Annotated in this window: 10 protein-coding genes, 5 tRNA genes and 3 rRNA genes; 13 read left to right on the top strand and 5 right to left on the bottom strand. The window is 45.6% G+C overall.

Annotated elements, in window-relative coordinates:
* Window positions 1-115 precede the first annotated feature (115 nt).
* The 11 genes from AC3CKG_RS00090 to AC3CKG_RS00140 all read left to right on the top strand — a co-directional run bounded on the left by AC3CKG_RS00090 (window position 116) and on the right by AC3CKG_RS00140 (window position 8906).
* The gene (locus AC3CKG_RS00090; RefSeq protein WP_004736669.1) at window positions 116-739 is read left to right on the top strand and encodes a YigZ family protein; all 624 of its coding nucleotides are present in this window, start codon (window positions 116-118) and stop codon (window positions 737-739) included.
* A 34-nt stretch (window positions 740-773) separates the two neighbouring features.
* On the top strand, window positions 774-2231 hold the full coding sequence (locus tag AC3CKG_RS00095; RefSeq protein ID WP_012602960.1) for a TrkH family potassium uptake protein: 1458 nt from the start codon (window positions 774-776) through the stop codon (window positions 2229-2231).
* A 9-nt stretch (window positions 2232-2240) separates the two neighbouring features.
* The gene (gene hemG / locus AC3CKG_RS00100) at window positions 2241-2768 is read left to right on the top strand and encodes a menaquinone-dependent protoporphyrinogen IX dehydrogenase (protein WP_102340047.1); all 528 of its coding nucleotides are present in this window, start codon (window positions 2241-2243) and stop codon (window positions 2766-2768) included.
* A 523-nt stretch (window positions 2769-3291) separates the two neighbouring features.
* Window positions 3292-4846 (top strand): 16S ribosomal RNA (locus tag AC3CKG_RS00105).
* A gap of 123 nt (window positions 4847-4969) precedes the next feature.
* Window positions 4970-5045 (top strand) — tRNA-Glu (locus AC3CKG_RS00110).
* Between the two features lie 2 nt (window positions 5046-5047).
* Window positions 5048-5123: transfer RNA gene (locus AC3CKG_RS00115), tRNA-Lys, on the top strand.
* Between the two features lie 25 nt (window positions 5124-5148).
* Window positions 5149-5224, top strand: a tRNA-Ala gene (locus AC3CKG_RS00120).
* Between the two features lie 32 nt (window positions 5225-5256).
* Window positions 5257-5332: transfer RNA gene (locus AC3CKG_RS00125), tRNA-Val, on the top strand.
* Window positions 5333-5643: 311 nt separating this feature from the next.
* Window positions 5644-8537: ribosomal RNA gene (locus tag AC3CKG_RS00130) — 23S ribosomal RNA — on the top strand.
* Between the two features lie 91 nt (window positions 8538-8628).
* A 5S ribosomal RNA gene (rrf, locus tag AC3CKG_RS00135) occupies window positions 8629-8744 on the top strand.
* The 16S, 23S and 5S rRNA genes sit together here with 5 tRNA genes alongside, the layout of an rRNA operon.
* 71 nt (window positions 8745-8815) lie before the next feature.
* Window positions 8816-8906, top strand: a tRNA-Ser gene (locus AC3CKG_RS00140).
* 112 nt (window positions 8907-9018) lie between these two features.
* Here AC3CKG_RS00140 and ilvY read toward each other — a convergent pair.
* Window positions 9019-9909 (bottom strand): HTH-type transcriptional activator IlvY, encoded by an 891-nt coding sequence (gene ilvY / locus AC3CKG_RS00145; RefSeq protein ID WP_099167169.1) that lies wholly within the window; start codon window positions 9907-9909, stop codon window positions 9019-9021.
* A 146-nt stretch (window positions 9910-10055) separates the two neighbouring features.
* On the opposite strand from ilvY, the gene ilvC reads away from it, so the two are divergent.
* A complete protein-coding gene (gene ilvC / locus AC3CKG_RS00150; RefSeq protein ID WP_017112134.1) occupies window positions 10056-11540 on the top strand; it encodes a ketol-acid reductoisomerase in 1485 nt (494 codons plus the stop codon).
* A gap of 279 nt (window positions 11541-11819) precedes the next feature.
* On the opposite strand, the gene ubiK is transcribed toward ilvC, so the two are convergent.
* The 4 genes from ubiK to AC3CKG_RS00170 all read right to left on the bottom strand — a co-directional run bounded on the left by ubiK (window position 11820) and on the right by AC3CKG_RS00170 (window position 17031).
* Window positions 11820-12071, bottom strand: coding sequence for a ubiquinone biosynthesis accessory factor UbiK (gene ubiK, locus AC3CKG_RS00155; RefSeq protein WP_009848085.1), 252 nt, complete (start codon window positions 12069-12071; stop codon window positions 11820-11822).
* A gap of 119 nt (window positions 12072-12190) precedes the next feature.
* Complete coding sequence (locus AC3CKG_RS00160) at window positions 12191-15313, bottom strand: multidrug efflux RND transporter permease subunit (protein ID WP_017112133.1); 3123 nt, start codon at window positions 15311-15313, stop codon at window positions 12191-12193.
* A gap of 11 nt (window positions 15314-15324) precedes the next feature.
* Entirely contained in the window at window positions 15325-16431 is a 1107-nt protein-coding gene (locus tag AC3CKG_RS00165) for an efflux RND transporter periplasmic adaptor subunit (protein WP_488528606.1), read from the bottom strand.
* A gap of 18 nt (window positions 16432-16449) precedes the next feature.
* Complete coding sequence (locus AC3CKG_RS00170; RefSeq protein ID WP_065106033.1) at window positions 16450-17031, bottom strand: TetR/AcrR family transcriptional regulator; 582 nt, start codon at window positions 17029-17031, stop codon at window positions 16450-16452.
* 180 nt (window positions 17032-17211) lie between these two features.
* Between AC3CKG_RS00170 and rep the strand changes: the two genes are divergently transcribed.
* The gene (rep, locus tag AC3CKG_RS00175) at window positions 17212-19230 is read left to right on the top strand and encodes a DNA helicase Rep (RefSeq protein ID WP_488528607.1); all 2019 of its coding nucleotides are present in this window, start codon (window positions 17212-17214) and stop codon (window positions 19228-19230) included.
* The last annotated feature ends 45 nt before the right edge of the window (window positions 19231-19275 follow it).

Here is a 19275-nt window from a genome sequence, read left to right on the forward strand (position 1 = left end):
GAATTTCAATACATTTTTTAAACAATTGTTTAACATTGTGCGATAGCACAGATCCTCTAACCCTTATTATTCACGCGTGATACACTTCGCCGCTCTTATTAATTAAGTTAACGATATGAATGAACAGCCCTATTTAATACCGTCAGCGTCGGCTCTGTTTGAAGAGGAGATAAAGAAGAGCGTCTTCATTACTCATCTTGCTCATACTCCAAGTGTAGAAGCTGCTAAACAGTTCGTAGAACAGGTAAAAAAAGAGCATTCATCAGCGCGACATAATTGTTGGGGTTTTGCTGCAGGGCGACCTGAAGACTCAATGAAATGGGGCTTTAGTGATGATGGAGAGCCATCTGGTACTGCGGGTAAGCCTATCTTGGCGCAACTGTCTGGTTCTGGTGTCGGTGAGCTTACGGCTGTTGTCACTCGTTATTCAGGCGGAATCAAGCTTGGAACGGGTGGCCTAGTAAAGGCTTATGGTGGTGGAGTACAACAAGCTCTCAAGCTGCTTCAAACTATCGAGAAAAAAATAACCACAAAATTACGGCTAGAGTTAGACTATGGCTTTGTGCCAATTGCGCAATCCATTATGGCTCAGCATCAGGCTGTTGAAGTCCAAGCGGATTATGGTGTTCAAGTTGAGCTTATTATTGAAATAGAGCTCCTTCAGGTAGATTCGTTTACCCAAACCATGATCAATAAAAGCGGTGCCAAGGCACTGGTAACGAAAGTCAAAGACAACTAGGAAGTGTGAAGCATTTCGCTTCGTTCAATAGCTCATGCAATTTCGCTCAATTATTCGAATCGTCGGATTATTATTAGCACTTTTTAGTGTATCAATGCTCGCACCTGCGCTCGTCGCACTGATCTATAGAGATGGTGCGGGTGTGCCATTTGTGACGACTTTCTTCGTTCTATTATTTTGTGGAGCAACTTGCTGGTTTCCAAACCGCCGCTATAAACATGAATTGAAAGCGCGTGATGGCTTTTTGATTGTTGTTTTGTTCTGGACGGTAATCGGTAGTGCTGGTGCGCTGCCGTTTTTGATCGCAGATAATCCGAGTGTTTCCGTTACTGATGCCTTTTTTGAATCGTTTTCTGCATTAACAACGACAGGTGCAACCGTAATTGTTGGCCTCGATGATCTCCCTAAAGCAATTCTATTTTACCGCCAATTCCTGCAATGGTTTGGTGGTATGGGTATCATCGTATTGGCGGTAGCCATCCTTCCTGTTCTGGGCATCGGTGGTATGCAGCTATATCGTGCTGAAATACCGGGTCCAGTAAAAGACAGTAAGATGACCCCGCGTATTGCTGAAACGGCAAAAGCGCTCTGGTACATCTATTTAAGCTTAACTATTGCTTGTGCGGTGGCATTTTGGCTTGCAGGCATGAGTTTCTTTGATGCAATCAGCCACAGTTTCTCAACCATTGCTATTGGTGGCTTCTCGACTCACGATGCGAGTATGGGCTACTTCAACAGCCCTGCGATTAACATGATTACGGTCGTGTTCCTTCTTATATCTGCGTGTAACTATTCTCTTCACTTTGCGGCATTTGCTTCTGGTGGCGTACATCCTAAATATTACTGGAAAGATCCTGAGTTCCGCGCTTTTATCTTTATTCAAGTCGTGCTGTTCTTAGTTTGTTTCTTATTGCTGCTGAATCATCACTCTTATGATTCGTATTATGATGCTTTCGATCAGGCGTTGTTCCAGACAGTATCTATTTCAACAACCGCAGGCTTCACCACCACCGGTTTCTCTGAATGGCCGTTATTCTTACCTGTGCTGCTTCTGTTCTCTTCTTTTATAGGTGGCTGTGCAGGTTCAACGGGCGGTGGTATGAAAGTCATTCGAATATTACTGCTTACTTTACAGGGTGCTCGTGAAATGAAGCGTCTTGTCCACCCGCGTGCTGTCTATACCATCAAGGTTGGTGGTTCAGCGCTACCACAACGTGTCGTTGATGCGGTTTGGGGCTTCTTCTCTGCATACGCATTGGTTTTTGTGGTTTGTATGTTGGCTCTTATTGCTACGGGGATGGATGAGCTAAGCGCTTTCTCTGCTGTAGCGGCAACATTGAATAATCTTGGTCCAGGCTTAGGTGAAGTGGCAATGCACTTCGGCGATGTGAATGACAAGGCTAAATGGGTGTTGATCGTATCCATGCTGTTTGGCCGTTTAGAGATATTCACCTTATTAATTTTATTGACCCCTACGTTTTGGCGTAGCTAAGGACATATTGTGGCAAAAGCTCTATTTTTGTATTCAAGCCGTGAAGGGCAGACCAAGAAAATCTTGAACTATATAAAAGAAGAAATGGATGAGTTCGAATGTGAGCTTCAAGATCTGCACACCGTTAGTAATGTCGACTTTGCTCAATACGACAGAGTGTTGATTGGCGCATCTATTCGTTACGGCCACCTTAATAAGAAGCTATATCAGTTTATTGATGCCAACCTTGCTCAGTTGCAATCAAACAAGGTTGCTTTCTTTTGCGTTAACTTAACAGCTCGTAAAGAAGACCAAGGTAAAGATACCCCTGAAGGTAGCGCTTATATTAAGAAGTTTCTTATAAAGTCTCCGTGGCAGCCGACGTTAATCGGTGTATTTGCTGGTGCCCTCTATTACCCACGTTATAACTGGTTCGATAAAACCATGATTCGCTTCATTATGAATATGACAGGTGGAGAAACGGATACAACCAAGGAAGTTGAGTACACGAACTGGGAAAAAGTCTCTTTATTCTCTAAGAAACTGCAAGAGATGTAAGAGAAAAGCCTACTTTTGAGGCGTTTTGTGCTCTTTTTAATCGAACGAATAAAAAAACGAGAAAAACTTCAAAAAGGGCTTGCCAGTGTGATCGAAATCTCTATAATGCGACCTCGTTGAAACGGGAAGGCTTCGTAAGAAACCAAAACGAATCAGCAGGTCAAATTAGCCAAGCTAAGCGCTTGAAAAAAGTTTTGAAAATAGTGGTTGACACTAAAACTTAAATCGCTAAAATGGCCGTCCGATTTGAGCGAAGCTCAAAAAGGAAAAGCTCTTTAACAATTTAAACCTATCAATCTGTGTGGGCACTCGTTGATGAATATCAAAACGTTATTGGTTCTTTTTAGAAAGAGCGTAATGACAGTTACTTCGGTAACAAACTTGATTTCAATGAACTGAGTGACCAATACGAATAACTTCGGTTATTTGGCACAGTCAATTCATTACCATTCTGTTGGAATGGTAATAGCTTTAAAATTACATAGTAGTTTTGAAGTCAGTATTCGTTGAGTCACAAAATCTTAAATTGAAGAGTTTGATCATGGCTCAGATTGAACGCTGGCGGCAGGCCTAACACATGCAAGTCGAGCGGAAACGACAACATTGATTCTTCGGAGGATTTGTTGGGCGTCGAGCGGCGGACGGGTGAGTAATGCCTAGGAAATTGCCTTGATGTGGGGGATAACCATTGGAAACGATGGCTAATACCGCATAATGCCTACGGGCCAAAGAGGGGGATCTTCGGACCTCTCGCGTCAAGATATGCCTAGGTGGGATTAGCTAGTTGGTGAGGTAATGGCTCACCAAGGCGACGATCCCTAGCTGGTCTGAGAGGATGATCAGCCACACTGGAACTGAGACACGGTCCAGACTCCTACGGGAGGCAGCAGTGGGGAATATTGCACAATGGGCGAAAGCCTGATGCAGCCATGCCGCGTGTATGAAGAAGGCCTTCGGGTTGTAAAGTACTTTCAGTTGTGAGGAAGGGTGTGTAGTTAATAGCTGCACATCTTGACGTTAGCAACAGAAGAAGCACCGGCTAACTCCGTGCCAGCAGCCGCGGTAATACGGAGGGTGCGAGCGTTAATCGGAATTACTGGGCGTAAAGCGCATGCAGGTGGTTCATTAAGTCAGATGTGAAAGCCCGGGGCTCAACCTCGGAACTGCATTTGAAACTGGTGAACTAGAGTGCTGTAGAGGGGGGTAGAATTTCAGGTGTAGCGGTGAAATGCGTAGAGATCTGAAGGAATACCAGTGGCGAAGGCGGCCCCCTGGACAGACACTGACACTCAGATGCGAAAGCGTGGGGAGCAAACAGGATTAGATACCCTGGTAGTCCACGCCGTAAACGATGTCTACTTGGAGGTTGTGGCCTTGAGCCGTGGCTTTCGGAGCTAACGCGTTAAGTAGACCGCCTGGGGAGTACGGTCGCAAGATTAAAACTCAAATGAATTGACGGGGGCCCGCACAAGCGGTGGAGCATGTGGTTTAATTCGATGCAACGCGAAGAACCTTACCTACTCTTGACATCCAGAGAAGCCAGCGGAGACGCAGGTGTGCCTTCGGGAACTCTGAGACAGGTGCTGCATGGCTGTCGTCAGCTCGTGTTGTGAAATGTTGGGTTAAGTCCCGCAACGAGCGCAACCCTTATCCTTGTTTGCCAGCGAGTAATGTCGGGAACTCCAGGGAGACTGCCGGTGATAAACCGGAGGAAGGTGGGGACGACGTCAAGTCATCATGGCCCTTACGAGTAGGGCTACACACGTGCTACAATGGCGCATACAGAGGGCAGCAAGCTAGCGATAGTGAGCGAATCCCAAAAAGTGCGTCGTAGTCCGGATTGGAGTCTGCAACTCGACTCCATGAAGTCGGAATCGCTAGTAATCGTGAATCAGAATGTCACGGTGAATACGTTCCCGGGCCTTGTACACACCGCCCGTCACACCATGGGAGTGGGCTGCAAAAGAAGTGGGTAGTTTAACCTTTCGAGGAGGACGCTCACCACTTTGTGGTTCATGACTGGGGTGAAGTCGTAACAAGGTAGCCCTAGGGGAACCTGGGGCTGGATCACCTCCTTATACGAAGATACTTACGATGAGTGTCCACACAGATTGATTAGGTTTAGAAAAGCAAAGAGAAGAAGAACTCCCAAGGTTCTTCGAAGTTTGTTTCTACTTTTAAAGTGGAGATAAATTAGCAGTGTCCCGTTCGTCTAGAGGCCTAGGACACCGCCCTTTCACGGCGGTAACAGGGGTTCGACTCCCCTACGGGATACCATTGGGTCGTTAGCTCAGTTGGTAGAGCAGTTGACTTTTAATCAATTGGTCGCAGGTTCGAATCCTGCACGACCCACCATTTCCTCCCAAGGAAATAAAAATATGGGGCTATAGCTCAGCTGGGAGAGCGCCTGCCTTGCACGCAGGAGGTCTGCGGTTCGATCCCGCATAGCTCCACCATTCTTTCTCCATGAAGGAATTAAAACTATCATGGGCGATTAGCTCAGTTGGGAGAGCACCTGCCTTACAAGCAGGGGGTCACTGGTTCGAGCCCGGTATCGCCCACCATCTTTAAGCATTCTCGAAAGAGAGTATTTAAAAATGGGTTTAATAGTTTAACGCTTTAAAACTCTTGCTCTTTAACAATTTGGAAAGCTGACTGATTGATTACTTACGAGTAATTCAATCAAATTTAAAAGTTCTCAATGTTTATCTTTATTGATAAACACAACAAACACATTCAAGTGTCTTGTATTCGAATCAAACGTTAGTTTGATTCACAATTGAGTCCGGCAAACAGTTATCAAGAATTAACCCTTCTTGATGACAACCAAAAACCTTGGTTAGTTGCCATACACTAAGACCCTTTCGGGTTGTATGGTTAAGTGACTAAGCGTACACGGTGGATGCCTTGGCAGTCAGAGGCGATGAAAGACGTAATAACTTGCGATAAGCCCAGATTAGGTAGTAATAACCTTTTGAGTCTGGGATTTCTGAATGGGGAAACCCACGTGCATAAGCACGTATCCTGTTGTGAATACATAGCAACAGGAGGCAAACCGGGGGAACTGAAACATCTAAGTACCCCGAGGAAGAGAAATCAACCGAGATTCCGAAAGTAGCGGCGAGCGAAATTGGATTAGCCCTTAAGCTTTTAATGATGCAGGTGAAGAGTCTGGAAAGTCTCGCAATAAAGGGTGATAGCCCCGTAACCGACACATCATAATCAGTGAAATCGAGTAGGGCGGGACACGTGATATCCTGTCTGAATATGGGGGGACCATCCTCCAAGGCTAAATACTACTGACTGACCGATAGTGAACCAGTACCGTGAGGGAAAGGCGAAAAGAACCCCTGTGAGGGGAGTGAAATAGAACCTGAAACCGTGTACGTACAAGCAGTAGGAGCACCTTCGTGGTGTGACTGCGTACCTTTTGTATAATGGGTCAGCGACTTAATTTTAGTAGCAAGGTTAACCGTTTAGGGGAGCCGTAGGGAAACCGAGTCTTAACTGGGCGTACAGTTGCTAGGATTAGACCCGAAACCAGGTGATCTAGCCATGGGCAGGTTGAAGGTTGAGTAACATCAACTGGAGGACCGAACCGACTAATGTTGAAAAATTAGCGGATGACTTGTGGCTAGGGGTGAAAGGCCAATCAAACCTGGAGATAGCTGGTTCTCCCCGAAAGCTATTTAGGTAGCGCCTCGGACGAATACTACTGGGGGTAGAGCACTGTTAAGGCTAGGGGGTCATCCCGACTTACCAACCCTTTGCAAACTCCGAATACCAGTAAGTACTATCCGGGAGACACACGGCGGGTGCTAACGTCCGTCGTGGAGAGGGAAACAACCCAGACCGCCAGCTAAGGTCCCAAAGTATAGCTAAGTGGGAAACGATGTGGGAAGGCTCAGACAGCCAGGATGTTGGCTTAGAAGCAGCCATCATTTAAAGAAAGCGTAATAGCTCACTGGTCGAGTCGGCCTGCGCGGAAGATGTAACGGGGCTAAGCTATACACCGAAGCTGCGGCTACGTACCTTAGGGTATGTGGGGTAGGGGAGCGTTCTGTAAGCCGTTGAAGGTGGTCTGTAAGGGCTGCTGGAGGTATCAGAAGTGCGAATGCTGACATGAGTAACGATAAAGGGAGTGAAAAACTCCCTCGCCGGAAGACCAAGGGTTCCTGTCCAACGTTAATCGGGGCAGGGTAAGTCGACTCCTAAGGCGAGGCCGAAAGGCGTAGTCGATGGGAAACGGGTTAATATTCCCGTACTTCTTACAATTGCGATGGGGGGACGGAGAAGGCTAGGTGGGCCTGGCGACGGTTGTCCAGGTTCAAGTATGTAGGCGGAAAGTTTAGGTAAATCCGGACTTTCATTAACGCTGAGATACGATGTCGAGCTACTACGGTAGTGAAGTCATTGATGCCATGCTTCCAGGAAAAGCCTCTAAGCTTCAGATTGTAAGGAATCGTACCCCAAACCGACACAGGTGGTCGGGTAGAGAATACCAAGGCGCTTGAGAGAACTCGGGTGAAGGAACTAGGCAAAATGGTACCGTAACTTCGGGAGAAGGTACGCTCTTATCAGTGAAGTCCCTTGCGGATGGAGCAGACGAGAGTCGCAGATACCAGGTGGCTGCAACTGTTTATTAAAAACACAGCACTGTGCAAAATCGTAAGATGACGTATACGGTGTGACGCCTGCCCGGTGCCGGAAGGTTAATTGATGGGGTTAGACTTCGGTCGAAGCTCTTGATCGAAGCCCCGGTAAACGGCGGCCGTAACTATAACGGTCCTAAGGTAGCGAAATTCCTTGTCGGGTAAGTTCCGACCTGCACGAATGGCGTAATGATGGCCACGCTGTCTCCACCCGAGACTCAGTGAAATTGAAATCGCTGTGAAGATGCAGTGTACCCGCGGCTAGACGGAAAGACCCCGTGAACCTTTACTACAGCTTGGCACTGAACATTGAACCTACATGTGTAGGATAGGTGGGAGACTATGAAACCGCGTCGCTAGATGTGGTGGAGTCGTCCTTGAAATACCACCCTTGTAGTTTTGATGTTCTAACGTTGGTCCCTGAATCGGGATTACGGACAGTGCCTGGTGGGTAGTTTGACTGGGGCGGTCTCCTCCCAAAGAGTAACGGAGGAGCACGAAGGTGGGCTAAACACGGTTGGACATCGTGTGGTTAGTGCAATGGCATAAGCCCGCTTGACTGCGAGAATGACAATTCGAGCAGGTGCGAAAGCAGGTCATAGTGATCCGGTGGTTCTGAATGGAAGGGCCATCGCTCAACGGATAAAAGGTACTCCGGGGATAACAGGCTGATACCGCCCAAGAGTTCATATCGACGGCGGTGTTTGGCACCTCGATGTCGGCTCATCACATCCTGGGGCTGAAGTCGGTCCCAAGGGTATGGCTGTTCGCCATTTAAAGTGGTACGCGAGCTGGGTTTAGAACGTCGTGAGACAGTTCGGTCCCTATCTGCCGTGGGCGTTGGAAAATTGAAAGGGGCTGCTCCTAGTACGAGAGGACCGGAGTGGACGAACCTCTGGTGTTCGGGTTGTCATGCCAATGGCATTGCCCGGTAGCTAAGTTCGGAATCGATAACCGCTGAAAGCATCTAAGCGGGAAGCGAGCCTTGAGATGAGTTTTCCCTGGCACTATAAGTGTCCTAAAGGGTTGTCGTAGACTACGACGTTGATAGGCAGGGTGTGTAAGTGCTGCGAGGCATTGAGCTAACCTGTACTAATTGCCCGTGAGGCTTAACCATACAACACCCAAGGGGTTTTGTGGACTCAAAGACAGACCTTGAATGAGTTTGAAAGAGACTTTTAAATCAGTTTTCCGAATTTTAAAATTTGCTTGGCGACCATAGCATTGTGGACCCACCTGATTCCATGCCGAACTCAGAAGTGAAACACAATAGCGCCGATGGTAGTGTGGGGTTTCCCCATGTGAGAGTAGGACATCGCCAGGCTTTAAATATCGTTACTTGCATTAGCAATTAACAGCATCATTAGTGTACTAATCTATTGATGACAATTTGTTGGAGGGATGGCTGAGTGGTCGAAAGCACCGGTCTTGAAAACCGGCAACCGTTAATAGCGGTTCTAGGGTTCAAATCCCTATCCCTCCACCACCATTGAAAAGCCCGCTGAGAAATCAGCGGGCTTTTTCATATCTGCTATTTAGAAAAAAAAGAGCACTAACGTGCTCTCTATTATTCTCTTAACCAGCATATCTAAAGTTAACTAGTCAGGGAGATATTTTCCTTCGGCTACTTGCCAAAACGCTCTAATCAGTGGGTTCTCAAGTTGAGATCGTTTACAGCAAACGCCTAATTCAAAGGGTTTGATAGGTTCTATTTTTAAGCGATCGACCTTGTCTCTCACAGGACTGTTGTTAATGACGACATCAGGAGCAATACCCACTCCACAACCTAGCGCAACCATGCTTACAATCGCCTCATGCCCAGATACCTGGGCGTAAATGCTGGGCTTAATCTTCATCTTTTTGAACCATGCATTTGCACGTTCACGAGCAGTACCAGCTTCGGGAATGATAAAAGGCACCTCATTCCAATTTGGCTTTTCGGATTGCAGTTGCTGACTAAAGCTACTGACACCGGATGGGATGATTACTGACAGTGGTATATCGCTAATGGTTTCGAATTCTAATCTTGAAGGCAAAATGTCTGGTTTAGCTGAAATAGCAATATCAGCTTCATCATTCAGTATCTTGTCAATGGACTGCGCTGGATCACCGGTAGAGAGCTTAAACTCAATATACGGATGAATAGCTCTGAATTCGGTAATGAGTTCAGGAAGGTGACTGTAGCTTGCTGTTACGGAACAGAAAATACGGATCTCACCCTTGAGTTCCTGTTCTCCGCCTTTTAGATGAAGATTATATTGCTGCCACTCGCCAACGATGCTCAATGCCACAGGTAATAGGTGTTTACCTGCCGGAGTGAGATCAACACTTCGATTATCCCTGATAAGCAGTTCTTGCCCTGTTTCTTCCTCAAGCTTTTGTATTTGACGACTAAGGGCAGAAGGACTGACGTGCATAGCCGCAGCTGTTTTGCTGAAATTCTTGCTATCACATAAATGTATAAATAATTGTAGAGATTTTATGTTCATGTTCTGTGATCTTTTCCATGTTGCATTTATTGCAATAACTAATTGTGAATATATCACTTTCAGCAACGGGATGTCTGTTTTAGTATGAAGTCATTCGATAGAGAGATATCGACCTTACGGACTTATTTTTAAAGGAGTGCCCTACAATGGCTAACTATTTCAATACATTAAACCTTCGTGAGCAACTAGACCAATTAGGTCGCTGCCGTTTCATGGATCGTGAAGAATTTACGACTGAAGCTGAATACCTTGAAGGTAAGAAGATCGTCATTGTTGGCTGTGGTGCTCAAGGCCTAAACCAAGGTCTAAACATGCGTGATTCTGGTCTAGACGTATCTTACGCTCTACGCCAAGCTGCAATTGATGAGAAGCGTCAATCATTCAAGAATGCTGACGAAAACGGCTTTGTAGTTGGTAGCTACGAAACGCTAATCCCTCAAGCAGACCTAGTGATTAACCTTACTCCTGATAAGCAACACACTAATGTTGTTGAGACAGTAATGCCTCTAATGAAAGAAGGTGCTGCTCTTGGTTACTCTCATGGTTTCAACGTTGTTGAAGAAGGCATGCAATTACGTGCTGACCTTACCGTTGTAATGGTTGCACCTAAGTGCCCAGGTTCTGAAGTACGTGAAGAGTACAAGCGTGGTTTCGGTGTTCCAACACTGATCGCTGTTCACCCAGAAAATGACCCTAAAGGCGAAGGCTGGGATATCGCTAAAGCTTGGGCTGCAGGTACTGGTGGTCACCGTGCAGGTTGCCTAGAGTCTTCATTCGTAGCTGAAGTTAAATCTGACCTTATGGGTGAGCAAACCATTCTATGTGGCATGCTACAAGCAGGTTCTATCGTATCTTACGAGAAGATGATTGCTGATGGCATCGAACCAGGCTACGCAGGTAAACTTCTACAATACGGTTGGGAAACGATTACTGAAGCACTTAAGTTCGGTGGCGTAACTCACATGATGGATCGTCTATCTAACCCAGCTAAAGTTAAAGCGTTTGAGCTTTCTGAAGAGCTAAAAGATCTAATGCGTCCGCTTTACAACAAGCACATGGATGACATCATTTCTGGTCACTTCTCTAGCACTATGATGGCTGACTGGGCGAACGATGACGTGAACCTACTAGGCTGGCGTGAAGAGACAGGCGAAACGGCATTCGAAAACTACCCAGCTTCTGACGTAGAAATCTCAGAGCAAGAGTACTTCGATAACGGTATCCTTATGGTTGCTATGGTTCGTGCGGGTGTTGAGCTAGCATTCGAAGCAATGACAGCATCTGGCATCATCGATGAGTCTGCTTACTACGAGTCTCTACATGAGCTTCCACTAATCGCAAACACAGTTGCTCGTAAGCGTCTTTACGAAATGAACGTTGTAATCTCTGATACAGCTGAGTACGGTAACTACCTATTCGCAAACGTGGCAACACCGCTACTACGCGAACAGTTCATGCCTTCAGTTGCAACTGACGTAATCGGTCGCGGTCTAGGTGAAACATCTAACCAAGTAGATAACGCGAAGCTGATTGAAGTAAACGAAGCTATCCGTAACCACCCTGTAGAGTACATTGGTGAAGAGCTACGTAGCTACATGAGCGACATGAAGCGTATCGCTGTAGGCGGTTAATTAGTCGCTTAGATACTGATAAATTTGTAGAAAAAGCAAAGCAGTATCACTAGCTCCTTACAGGTCGGAGCAATTATTAAGCAACACAACATCTAATAAAAAGGCTTGGTCGCCGTTGACCAAGCCTTTTTTGCTTTTAGACGCAAAGTTATACAGATCAGTAGAATGGACAGTGCTTGATAGGTATTAGACGTCGAATTTCAGTTCTTGATTGAGCCTTAGAAATACAAAAGGGTTGGTGTTTTCACACCAACCCTTTCAGTTTTCTTGCTTTACGGCTTACTTGTCAGCAATCTTTGCTTCTAAATCCGCTAGCTTCTGTTCCATTTCAGTTAGCTTTTGGCGAGTGCGAAGCAGTACTTGTGTTTGAACATCAAACTCTTCACGGCTCACAACGTCTAGCTTGTTTAGTTGGCCTTGGATAACCTGGCGAACTTTTTGATCAACGTCTGAACCAAGCTCTTTTACTGGTTGAGGCATAGAATCGTGGATCTGCTTAGCAATCTGCTCTAGTTTTTTTGGATCAAACATATCAATTAAAACTCCTGAATATTTACTACTATTCTATTTAATCACACTTGAGATGTCGCCTATGGCGTATAAAAAAAGGCCACCGAAGTAGCCTTTTTATTGTTAATACGACTTAGCGATTACTTATTATCAGCTAATTCTCTGTGTGCCGCTTTTGCTTCATCGACGCGAGCTAGTTTTTCTAGGTCTTTGTCTTCAACAAATACAGGTAGAGGTTTGTGTTTTTCAGCCAAGTAGCTGTAAATCACTGGCAGTACAAATAGCGTGAAGATAGTACCAATCGCTAGACCAGCAACGATTACGATACCAATACTAAAGCGCTGAGCTGCACCCGCACCACTTGCGTACATCAGTGGGATTAGACCCGCGATCATCGCAGCGGTTGTCATCAGGATTGGACGAAGACGAACCTTCGCAGCTTCCATTACCGCTTCGATACGAGTCTTGTGATGATGCAACTGTTCTTCTTTTGCAACTTCACAGATCAAGATACCGTGCTTGGTAATCAGGCCGACCAAGGTTATGAGGCCTACTTGCGAGTAGATGTTCATCGTTGCCGCACCCCAAGCCAGAGCTATTAGGGCACCACAGATCGCCAATGGTACAGATACCATGATAACCAATGGATCTTTCAGAGATTCGAATTGAATCGCCAGTACTAAGAAGATGATAGCCAGTGCTAGACCAAAGGTCGCGTAAAGTGCGCTACCTTCAGTTACGTATTGACGTGCTTCTCCCATGTAATCGTGGTTGTAGCCACTTGGAAGCTTATTCGCCGCCGTGTCTTCAAACCATGCAATCGCATCACCCATTGCAGCGCCTGGAGCAGGTACTGCACCAATCGTAGCTGAGTTCAATTGGTTGAAGTGAGGAAGAGAGCGAGGCTCTGCCACAACATCAATCGTAATCAAACTGCCTAGTGGTACAGCATTACCGTCCGCAGCACGTACGTAGTAGTTATTCATCGATTCTGGGTTCAAACGGAATTTACGTTCAACCTGAGGGATAACCTCGTAAGAACGACCATTCAAGTCGATACGGTTTACGTAGCCATCTGACATCATGGTACCTAGTGTGATGCCGATATCTTGCATGGTTACGCCGTATGCGCCCGCTTTATCCTTGTCGATGTGTACTTTCATCGTTGCTGAGTCGTAGTTCAGATCGAGATCCGAGTATACGAATAGTGGGTTTGTCGCTACATCAGTCAAAATGTCAGTGGTGATTTGGAACAAGCTTTCAAAACTGTTTGGCGTTGTAATAACAAACTGAATTGGAAGGCCTGAACCTGCACCTGGTAGTTCTGGCATTTGGAAGGCTGTTACTGCCATTCCTGGAACATCTTTCACCAAACCACCAACGCGGTTTGCTACCTCAGATTGGCTTGCTTCACGCTCACTCCAAGGAACCATAGATGCAATACCAAACGCTTGGTTTGCATTAGGAACACCTGTGAACACCTGCGCGTAAGCTACTTCTGGCTGATCAGACAGAATCTTGTTTACGTCGTTCATGGTATTTTGCATGAAGTCTAAGTTCGCATTAGATGGTGCTGTACCCATCAGCATAATTACACCTTTATCTTCTGAAGGTGCTAATTCACTAGGGATGAACTTGAACAACATCGGCAAACTTGCAAATACGATGATAGCAAAGCCAATAAATACTGGACGATGTTGCATTACCGCGCCAAGCATACGCTCGTAACGGTTAGTCATACCATCCAAAACGCTATGAACCTTCTGCTCAAACTTGCTCGGCTCAGCGTGAGCTTTCAGCATTTTTGAACACATCATTGGCGACAACGTTAGTGCCACGATACCTGATACAAATACAGAACCGGCTAGGGTTAATGCGAACTCTTTAAATAGTGAGCCCGTGATACCGCCCATCATCGCGATTGGAGCGTATACCGCACCTAGCGTGAGTGTCATTGCGATAACAGGCACCGCAATTTCACGAGTACCGATGATCGCAGCGCGGAAAGGGGACTCTCCGAGCTTGATATGCCTGTCGACGTTCTCAAGTACCACGATCGCATCATCTACCACCAGACCGATGGCGAGTACCATTGCCAGTAGTGTCATCAGGTTCCAAGAGAAGCCCATCGCCTGCATTACCATTGCCACACCAATCAGAGATAGTGGGATAGTAACGATAGGGATCAGTACCGCTCGGAATGAACCTAAGAACAATGTGATTACGATTAATACGATTAATGCCGCTTCAAGAATTGTCTTGATAACTTCTTGAATTGACTCGTTAATCGCAATGGTTGAGTCGTACATTACGTTCATTGAGATGTTGCTTGGAAGGTTCTTCTCTAGCTGAGGAAGAAGCTCAAGTACATCTGCAGCGATGTTGATTGGGTTCGCACTTGGTGCCGCATTAATTGCTGCAACAACCGCCTCCTGACCGTTCGCACTTGCACGATAAACGTCGTGGCTTTTCTCTAGAGAAACCTTAGCGATGTCAGACAGACGAATAATCTCACCTTCACCACTTCTAACGACTAAGTTCTCTAACTCTTCAGTGTTTGATACTTGTGTATCGGCACTGCCGTTATAAAGAACGAATTCGCCAGTAGCTTGACCTGTCGCTGACTGGTAGTTGTTGGCATTCAATACCGACATAACATCAGTAGCAGTTAGGTTAACAGCTGCCATTTTTGATGGATCTAGCCATACGCGCAGTGCGTATTTCATACCACCATAAAGGTCGACTTTAGATACACCATTTACCGTAAATAGCTGCGGGTTGATTACACGCTCTAGATAATCGGTAATTTGGCTTGATACGAGCTCATCACTGGTAAAACCAATATAAAGTACCGCGGTCGTTGAACCGGTCGACATGGTTACGGTTGGATCTTCGGCTTCTTTTGGAAGCTGAGAACGTACCGAGTTTGTCTTGGCCAGTATGTCAGACAGCGCCGCATTCGGGTCGGTGTTCAACTTCATGTTAACTGTGATAGTTGAACTACCCAGTACAGAAGATGAAGTCATATAGTCGATGTTATCCGCTTGAGCCACAGCCTGTTCGAGGGGCTGGGTTATAAAGCCTTGGATAAGATCGGCACTTGCACCGTAGTAACTCGTAGTTACGGTTACCACGGTATTCGTCATTTCAGGGTATTCACGCACCTGCATTTTGAAGATTGCTTGTAGACCAAGCAGTGCAATCAAAAAGCTGATGGATACCGCTAGAACTGGACGTTTAATAAAAACATCAGTAAAGCGCATTATGCCTCCAGTTACAGCTTAGGTGTTTCAGATGGTGGAGTGATCGCATCACTTTCCACAACCTTAACTTTGGCACCGTTACTTAGACGAACTTGGCCAGAAGTTACAACTGTATCGCCAGCTTTAACACCCTCAAGGATGTGAGCAATATCAGCGGTACGTTCACCTACTTTTACAACATGTTGAGCAACACGTTGAACACCTTCTTCTTCCGTTAGGATGTAAACATTGTCACCGTATAGTGTGAAGGTGATTGCTGTTTGAGGTAGTGTTACTTGGTTCTCTAGCTTAGGCAGAATGATGTTGGCACGAGCGAACATACCGCTACGAAGCTTGCCATCATTGTTCGGAATGTCTGCTTGAACTTGAATCAAACCACTTTGGATGCTTACTGCAGGTTCGATTGCACTAATAGAACCTTCGAAAGGTTTTTCAGGGTAAGCGTCCACGAAGATATCGATAGCTTGACCAACATTGATGCGTGAGATGTCTGTTTGAGAAACGGTGAAGCGCAGGCGCATTACACTGGTGTCTTCTAAACGAACGATATCAGTACCCGACTGCAGGTATTGACCTAGATACACATTACGAATACCGACTTTTCCGTCGAATGGTGCACGGATTTCACGGCGTTCAATCGATGCTTTCAGGCTTTCAATATCAGCGGATAGAGAGAAGTAGTTCGCTTCTGCTTCATCGTATGCTTCTTTAGAGATCGAGCCTTTCTTATATAGACCTTGGTAACGTTTGTATTTTGCTTTCGCGGCAGGCAAACGAGCTTCAGAACTCTTTAGGTTTGCTTTTTCTACGTCAGAATCGAGACGTACCAGTTGCTGACCATTCTTAACATCAGTACCAGATTCGAAAGAGATTTGATCAATGACACCGCTGGTTTCGTTGGCTAGCGTTACACCTTGGTTTGGTTCGATGAAACCAATCGCTTCAATCACTGGAACCCAGTCGATCGGCTGAACTTCAGTCACTGTTACTGGAAATTCTGGCTCAGGGCGGTTTGCCATGTACTCAGCAATTTTTTGTTGTTTGAACATGTTGAACCCGATAACGCTGCCGAAAAGCAGTACAGCGATGAGTAACATGAAGAAAGTCCACTTTTTCATTATGGTCAAAACTCCGATCTAGTGTGTAATTATTGCGTCCCAACTGGCTTCAATGGCTGCTTCTAATGCGGCCTCATCCATTTGGTAAAAACCTAAAGAGTGCTTGCGTGCAAGTGACACGCTAGCGGCTAAACTTAAACCACTTAAAATTTCATTATTGAGTGGTTTAAAAATTCCTTGCTCTTTACCCTCGTTAAACAGTAGCTCAACTTGGGCAAACATTTTTCTTTCAAGTTCCCTAAATGCCATACTATTTATTGCAGGTAGAGAATCGTACTGAACCCTATTTTTGATTGCTGCAGGGTCCGTACCCGCTAAGTTCCATATGTTTAACCACATAGTTCTATAACGTAGCTTTATTGAATCTGAATCATTAACACCATTTTGAACAGCGTCCGCGACTCTTTGAGTTACCTGAATGCGAACATCTTCAATTAAATGGTCTTTATCATCGAAATATCGATAAATAGTCCCGGCAGCCACACCTGCTTCTTTGGCCAGTTTTTGCATGGATAAGCCTTGAAAGCCGACCTCCGCAATTAACTTTTCCGCAGCAGAGAGTATCTGTAAGCGTTTATCTTGAGATGTATTATTGGTCATAGACTAATCGCTAGTGAATGAACGTTCATTCATTATAGCCTGAATTACGTACATTTGTGCAACAGAGTTTTGCATAAATAGAGTAAAATTCTTGTGTAAGAGAGCATAGCATTCGTACCGTTGCACCATTATTATAGGCGCGCGTGAACAAATAGACCTTTTAACCATGTTGAGAAAGTAATGAAACTGAACCCAAGACAAGATGAAGCTGTGAAATACGTCTCTGGTCCTTGCCTCGTTTTAGCGGGCGCAGGCTCAGGTAAGACACGTGTAATCACCAACAAAATCGCTTATTTGGTTCAGGAATGTGGTTATAAAGCTCGTAACATTGCCGCGGTAACTTTTACTAATAAAGCGGCGCGTGAAATGAAAGAGCGTGTTGGACAAACCTTAGGAAAAGGCGAGTCGAAAGGGCTCATTGTTTCGACTTTCCATACCATGGGCCTTACGATCATCCGTCGAGAGTACAAAGCGCTTGGCTTAAAAGCGGGTTTTTCTCTATTTGATGATCAAGACCAGTTAGCTTTATTAAAAGAGCTAACGGAGAAACAAATCGATGGTGATAAGGATTTGTTACGTGCATTGATGAGCACAATTTCAAATTGGAAAAATGACATGTTAACGCCAGATCAGGCGAAAGCACGTGCTCAAGGTGAACAAGAGCAGTTATTTGCATTCTGTTTTGAGATGTATCAAAAACAAATGAAGGCTTATAACGCATTAGATTTTGATGATTTGATCGCAATGCCTGTTTTACTGTTGAAAACCAATCAAGAAGTACGTGAACGTTGGCAATCTCGCATTCGTTACCTATTGGTCGATGAGTATCAAGATACCAACACCAGTCAATATGAACTGGTTCGTTTACTCGTGGGTGAACGCGGTCGTTTAACTGTGGTAGGCGACGATGATCAGTCGATCTATTCATGGCGTGGTGCGAAACCACAAAATTTGGTGTTACTTGGTGAAGATTACCCTAACCTACGCCTTATTAAGCTTGAGCAAAACTACCGCTCAACCAGTCGTATCTTGCGTGCGGCGAACATCTTGATCGCCAATAACCCGCACGTGTACGAGAAGTCTCTGTTCTCTGAGATCCCGGATGGCGAAAAGCTCAAAGTACTTAATGCCAAGAATGAAGAGCACGAAGCCGAGCGTATTACTGGTGAAATCATTGCGCATAAATTTTTGAATCGTACTGAGTACAAATGCTACGCGGTACTTTATCGAGGCAACCACCAATCTCGATTGATTGAAAAAGCGCTGATGCAAAACCGAGTGCCTTATAAGATTTCTGGCGGTACCTCTTTCTTCGCTAGAGCCGAGATAAAAGACATCATGGCTTACTTGCGAGTATTGGTGAATCCGGATGATGACAATGCCTTCCTACGTATTGTGAACACCCCGCGTCGCGAGATTGGTCCGGTTACGTTAGAGAAGTTGGGCAGCTACGCCAATATGCGTGGTAAAAGCTTATTTGAAGCCAGCTTCGAAATGGGGTTAGAACAGACATTGACTGGTCGTGGTCTAGAAAACCTGCGTCGCTTTTCTGATTGGATTGTTCGTATCTCGGATAATGCTGAACGTGGAAACACTGTTGAAGCGGTGCGATCCTTAGTTCGTGACATTAATTACGAAGATTGGCTCTACGAAACCTCTCCAAGTCCGAAAGCGGCAGAGATGCGAATGAAGAACGTGTCTGATCTCTATAGTTGGATTGTTGCCGATCTAGAAGGCGACAATTACGATAAAGAAGAGAAGACGCTTCGCGAAGTGGTTCAACGTTTGACCCTACGTGACATGATGGAACGTGGTGAAGATAACGACGATGCAGACCAAGTTCAATTGATGACGCTGCATGCTTCGAAAGGCCTAGAGTTTCCTTATGTGTTCTTGATGGGGGCAGAAGAGGGTATTCTTCCGCACCAAACCAGTGTTGATGAAGGTAATGTAGAAGAAGAACGTCGTCTTATGTATGTAGGCATTACCCGAGCGCAAAAAGAGCTGACTTTCACTAAGTGTCGTGAGCGTAGACAGTACGGTGAGTTAATCAAGCCGACGCAAAGCCGCTTCTTAGATGAATTGCCTCATGAGGATGTGGAGTGGGAATCGGTGAAAAAACCGCAGTCGGCTGAAGAGAGAATGGAAAAAGGGCAGGCACACATTGCGAATATTCGTGCGATGTTCAATAAGAAGTAATAGACAGAGTTTCAGGTAATAAAAAAGGTGACCTCATGGTCACCT

Source organism: Vibrio sp. QJM3NY_15, assembly GCF_057785995.1.

What these genes read in the sequence shown, in the direction of transcription:
- AC3CKG_RS00170 (WP_065106033.1), bottom strand. Translation starts at nt 17,031, where the DNA reads ATGACCAATAATACATCTCAAGATAAACGCTTACAGATACTCTCTGCT.
- AC3CKG_RS00160 (WP_017112133.1), bottom strand. Translation starts at nt 15,313, where the DNA reads ATGCGCTTTACTGATGTTTTTATTAAACGTCCAGTTCTAGCGGTATCC.
- rep (WP_488528607.1), top strand. Translation starts at nt 17,212, where the DNA reads ATGAAACTGAACCCAAGACAAGATGAAGCTGTGAAATACGTCTCTGGT.
- ilvY (WP_099167169.1), bottom strand. Translation starts at nt 9,909, where the DNA reads ATGAACATAAAATCTCTACAATTATTTATACATTTATGTGATAGCAAG.
- ubiK (WP_009848085.1), bottom strand. Translation starts at nt 12,071, where the DNA reads ATGTTTGATCCAAAAAAACTAGAGCAGATTGCTAAGCAGATCCACGAT.
- ilvC (WP_017112134.1), top strand. Translation starts at nt 10,056, where the DNA reads ATGGCTAACTATTTCAATACATTAAACCTTCGTGAGCAACTAGACCAA.
- AC3CKG_RS00090 (WP_004736669.1), top strand. Translation starts at nt 116, where the DNA reads ATGAATGAACAGCCCTATTTAATACCGTCAGCGTCGGCTCTGTTTGAA.
- AC3CKG_RS00165 (WP_488528606.1), bottom strand. Translation starts at nt 16,431, where the DNA reads ATGAAAAAGTGGACTTTCTTCATGTTACTCATCGCTGTACTGCTTTTC.
- AC3CKG_RS00095 (WP_012602960.1), top strand. Translation starts at nt 774, where the DNA reads ATGCAATTTCGCTCAATTATTCGAATCGTCGGATTATTATTAGCACTT.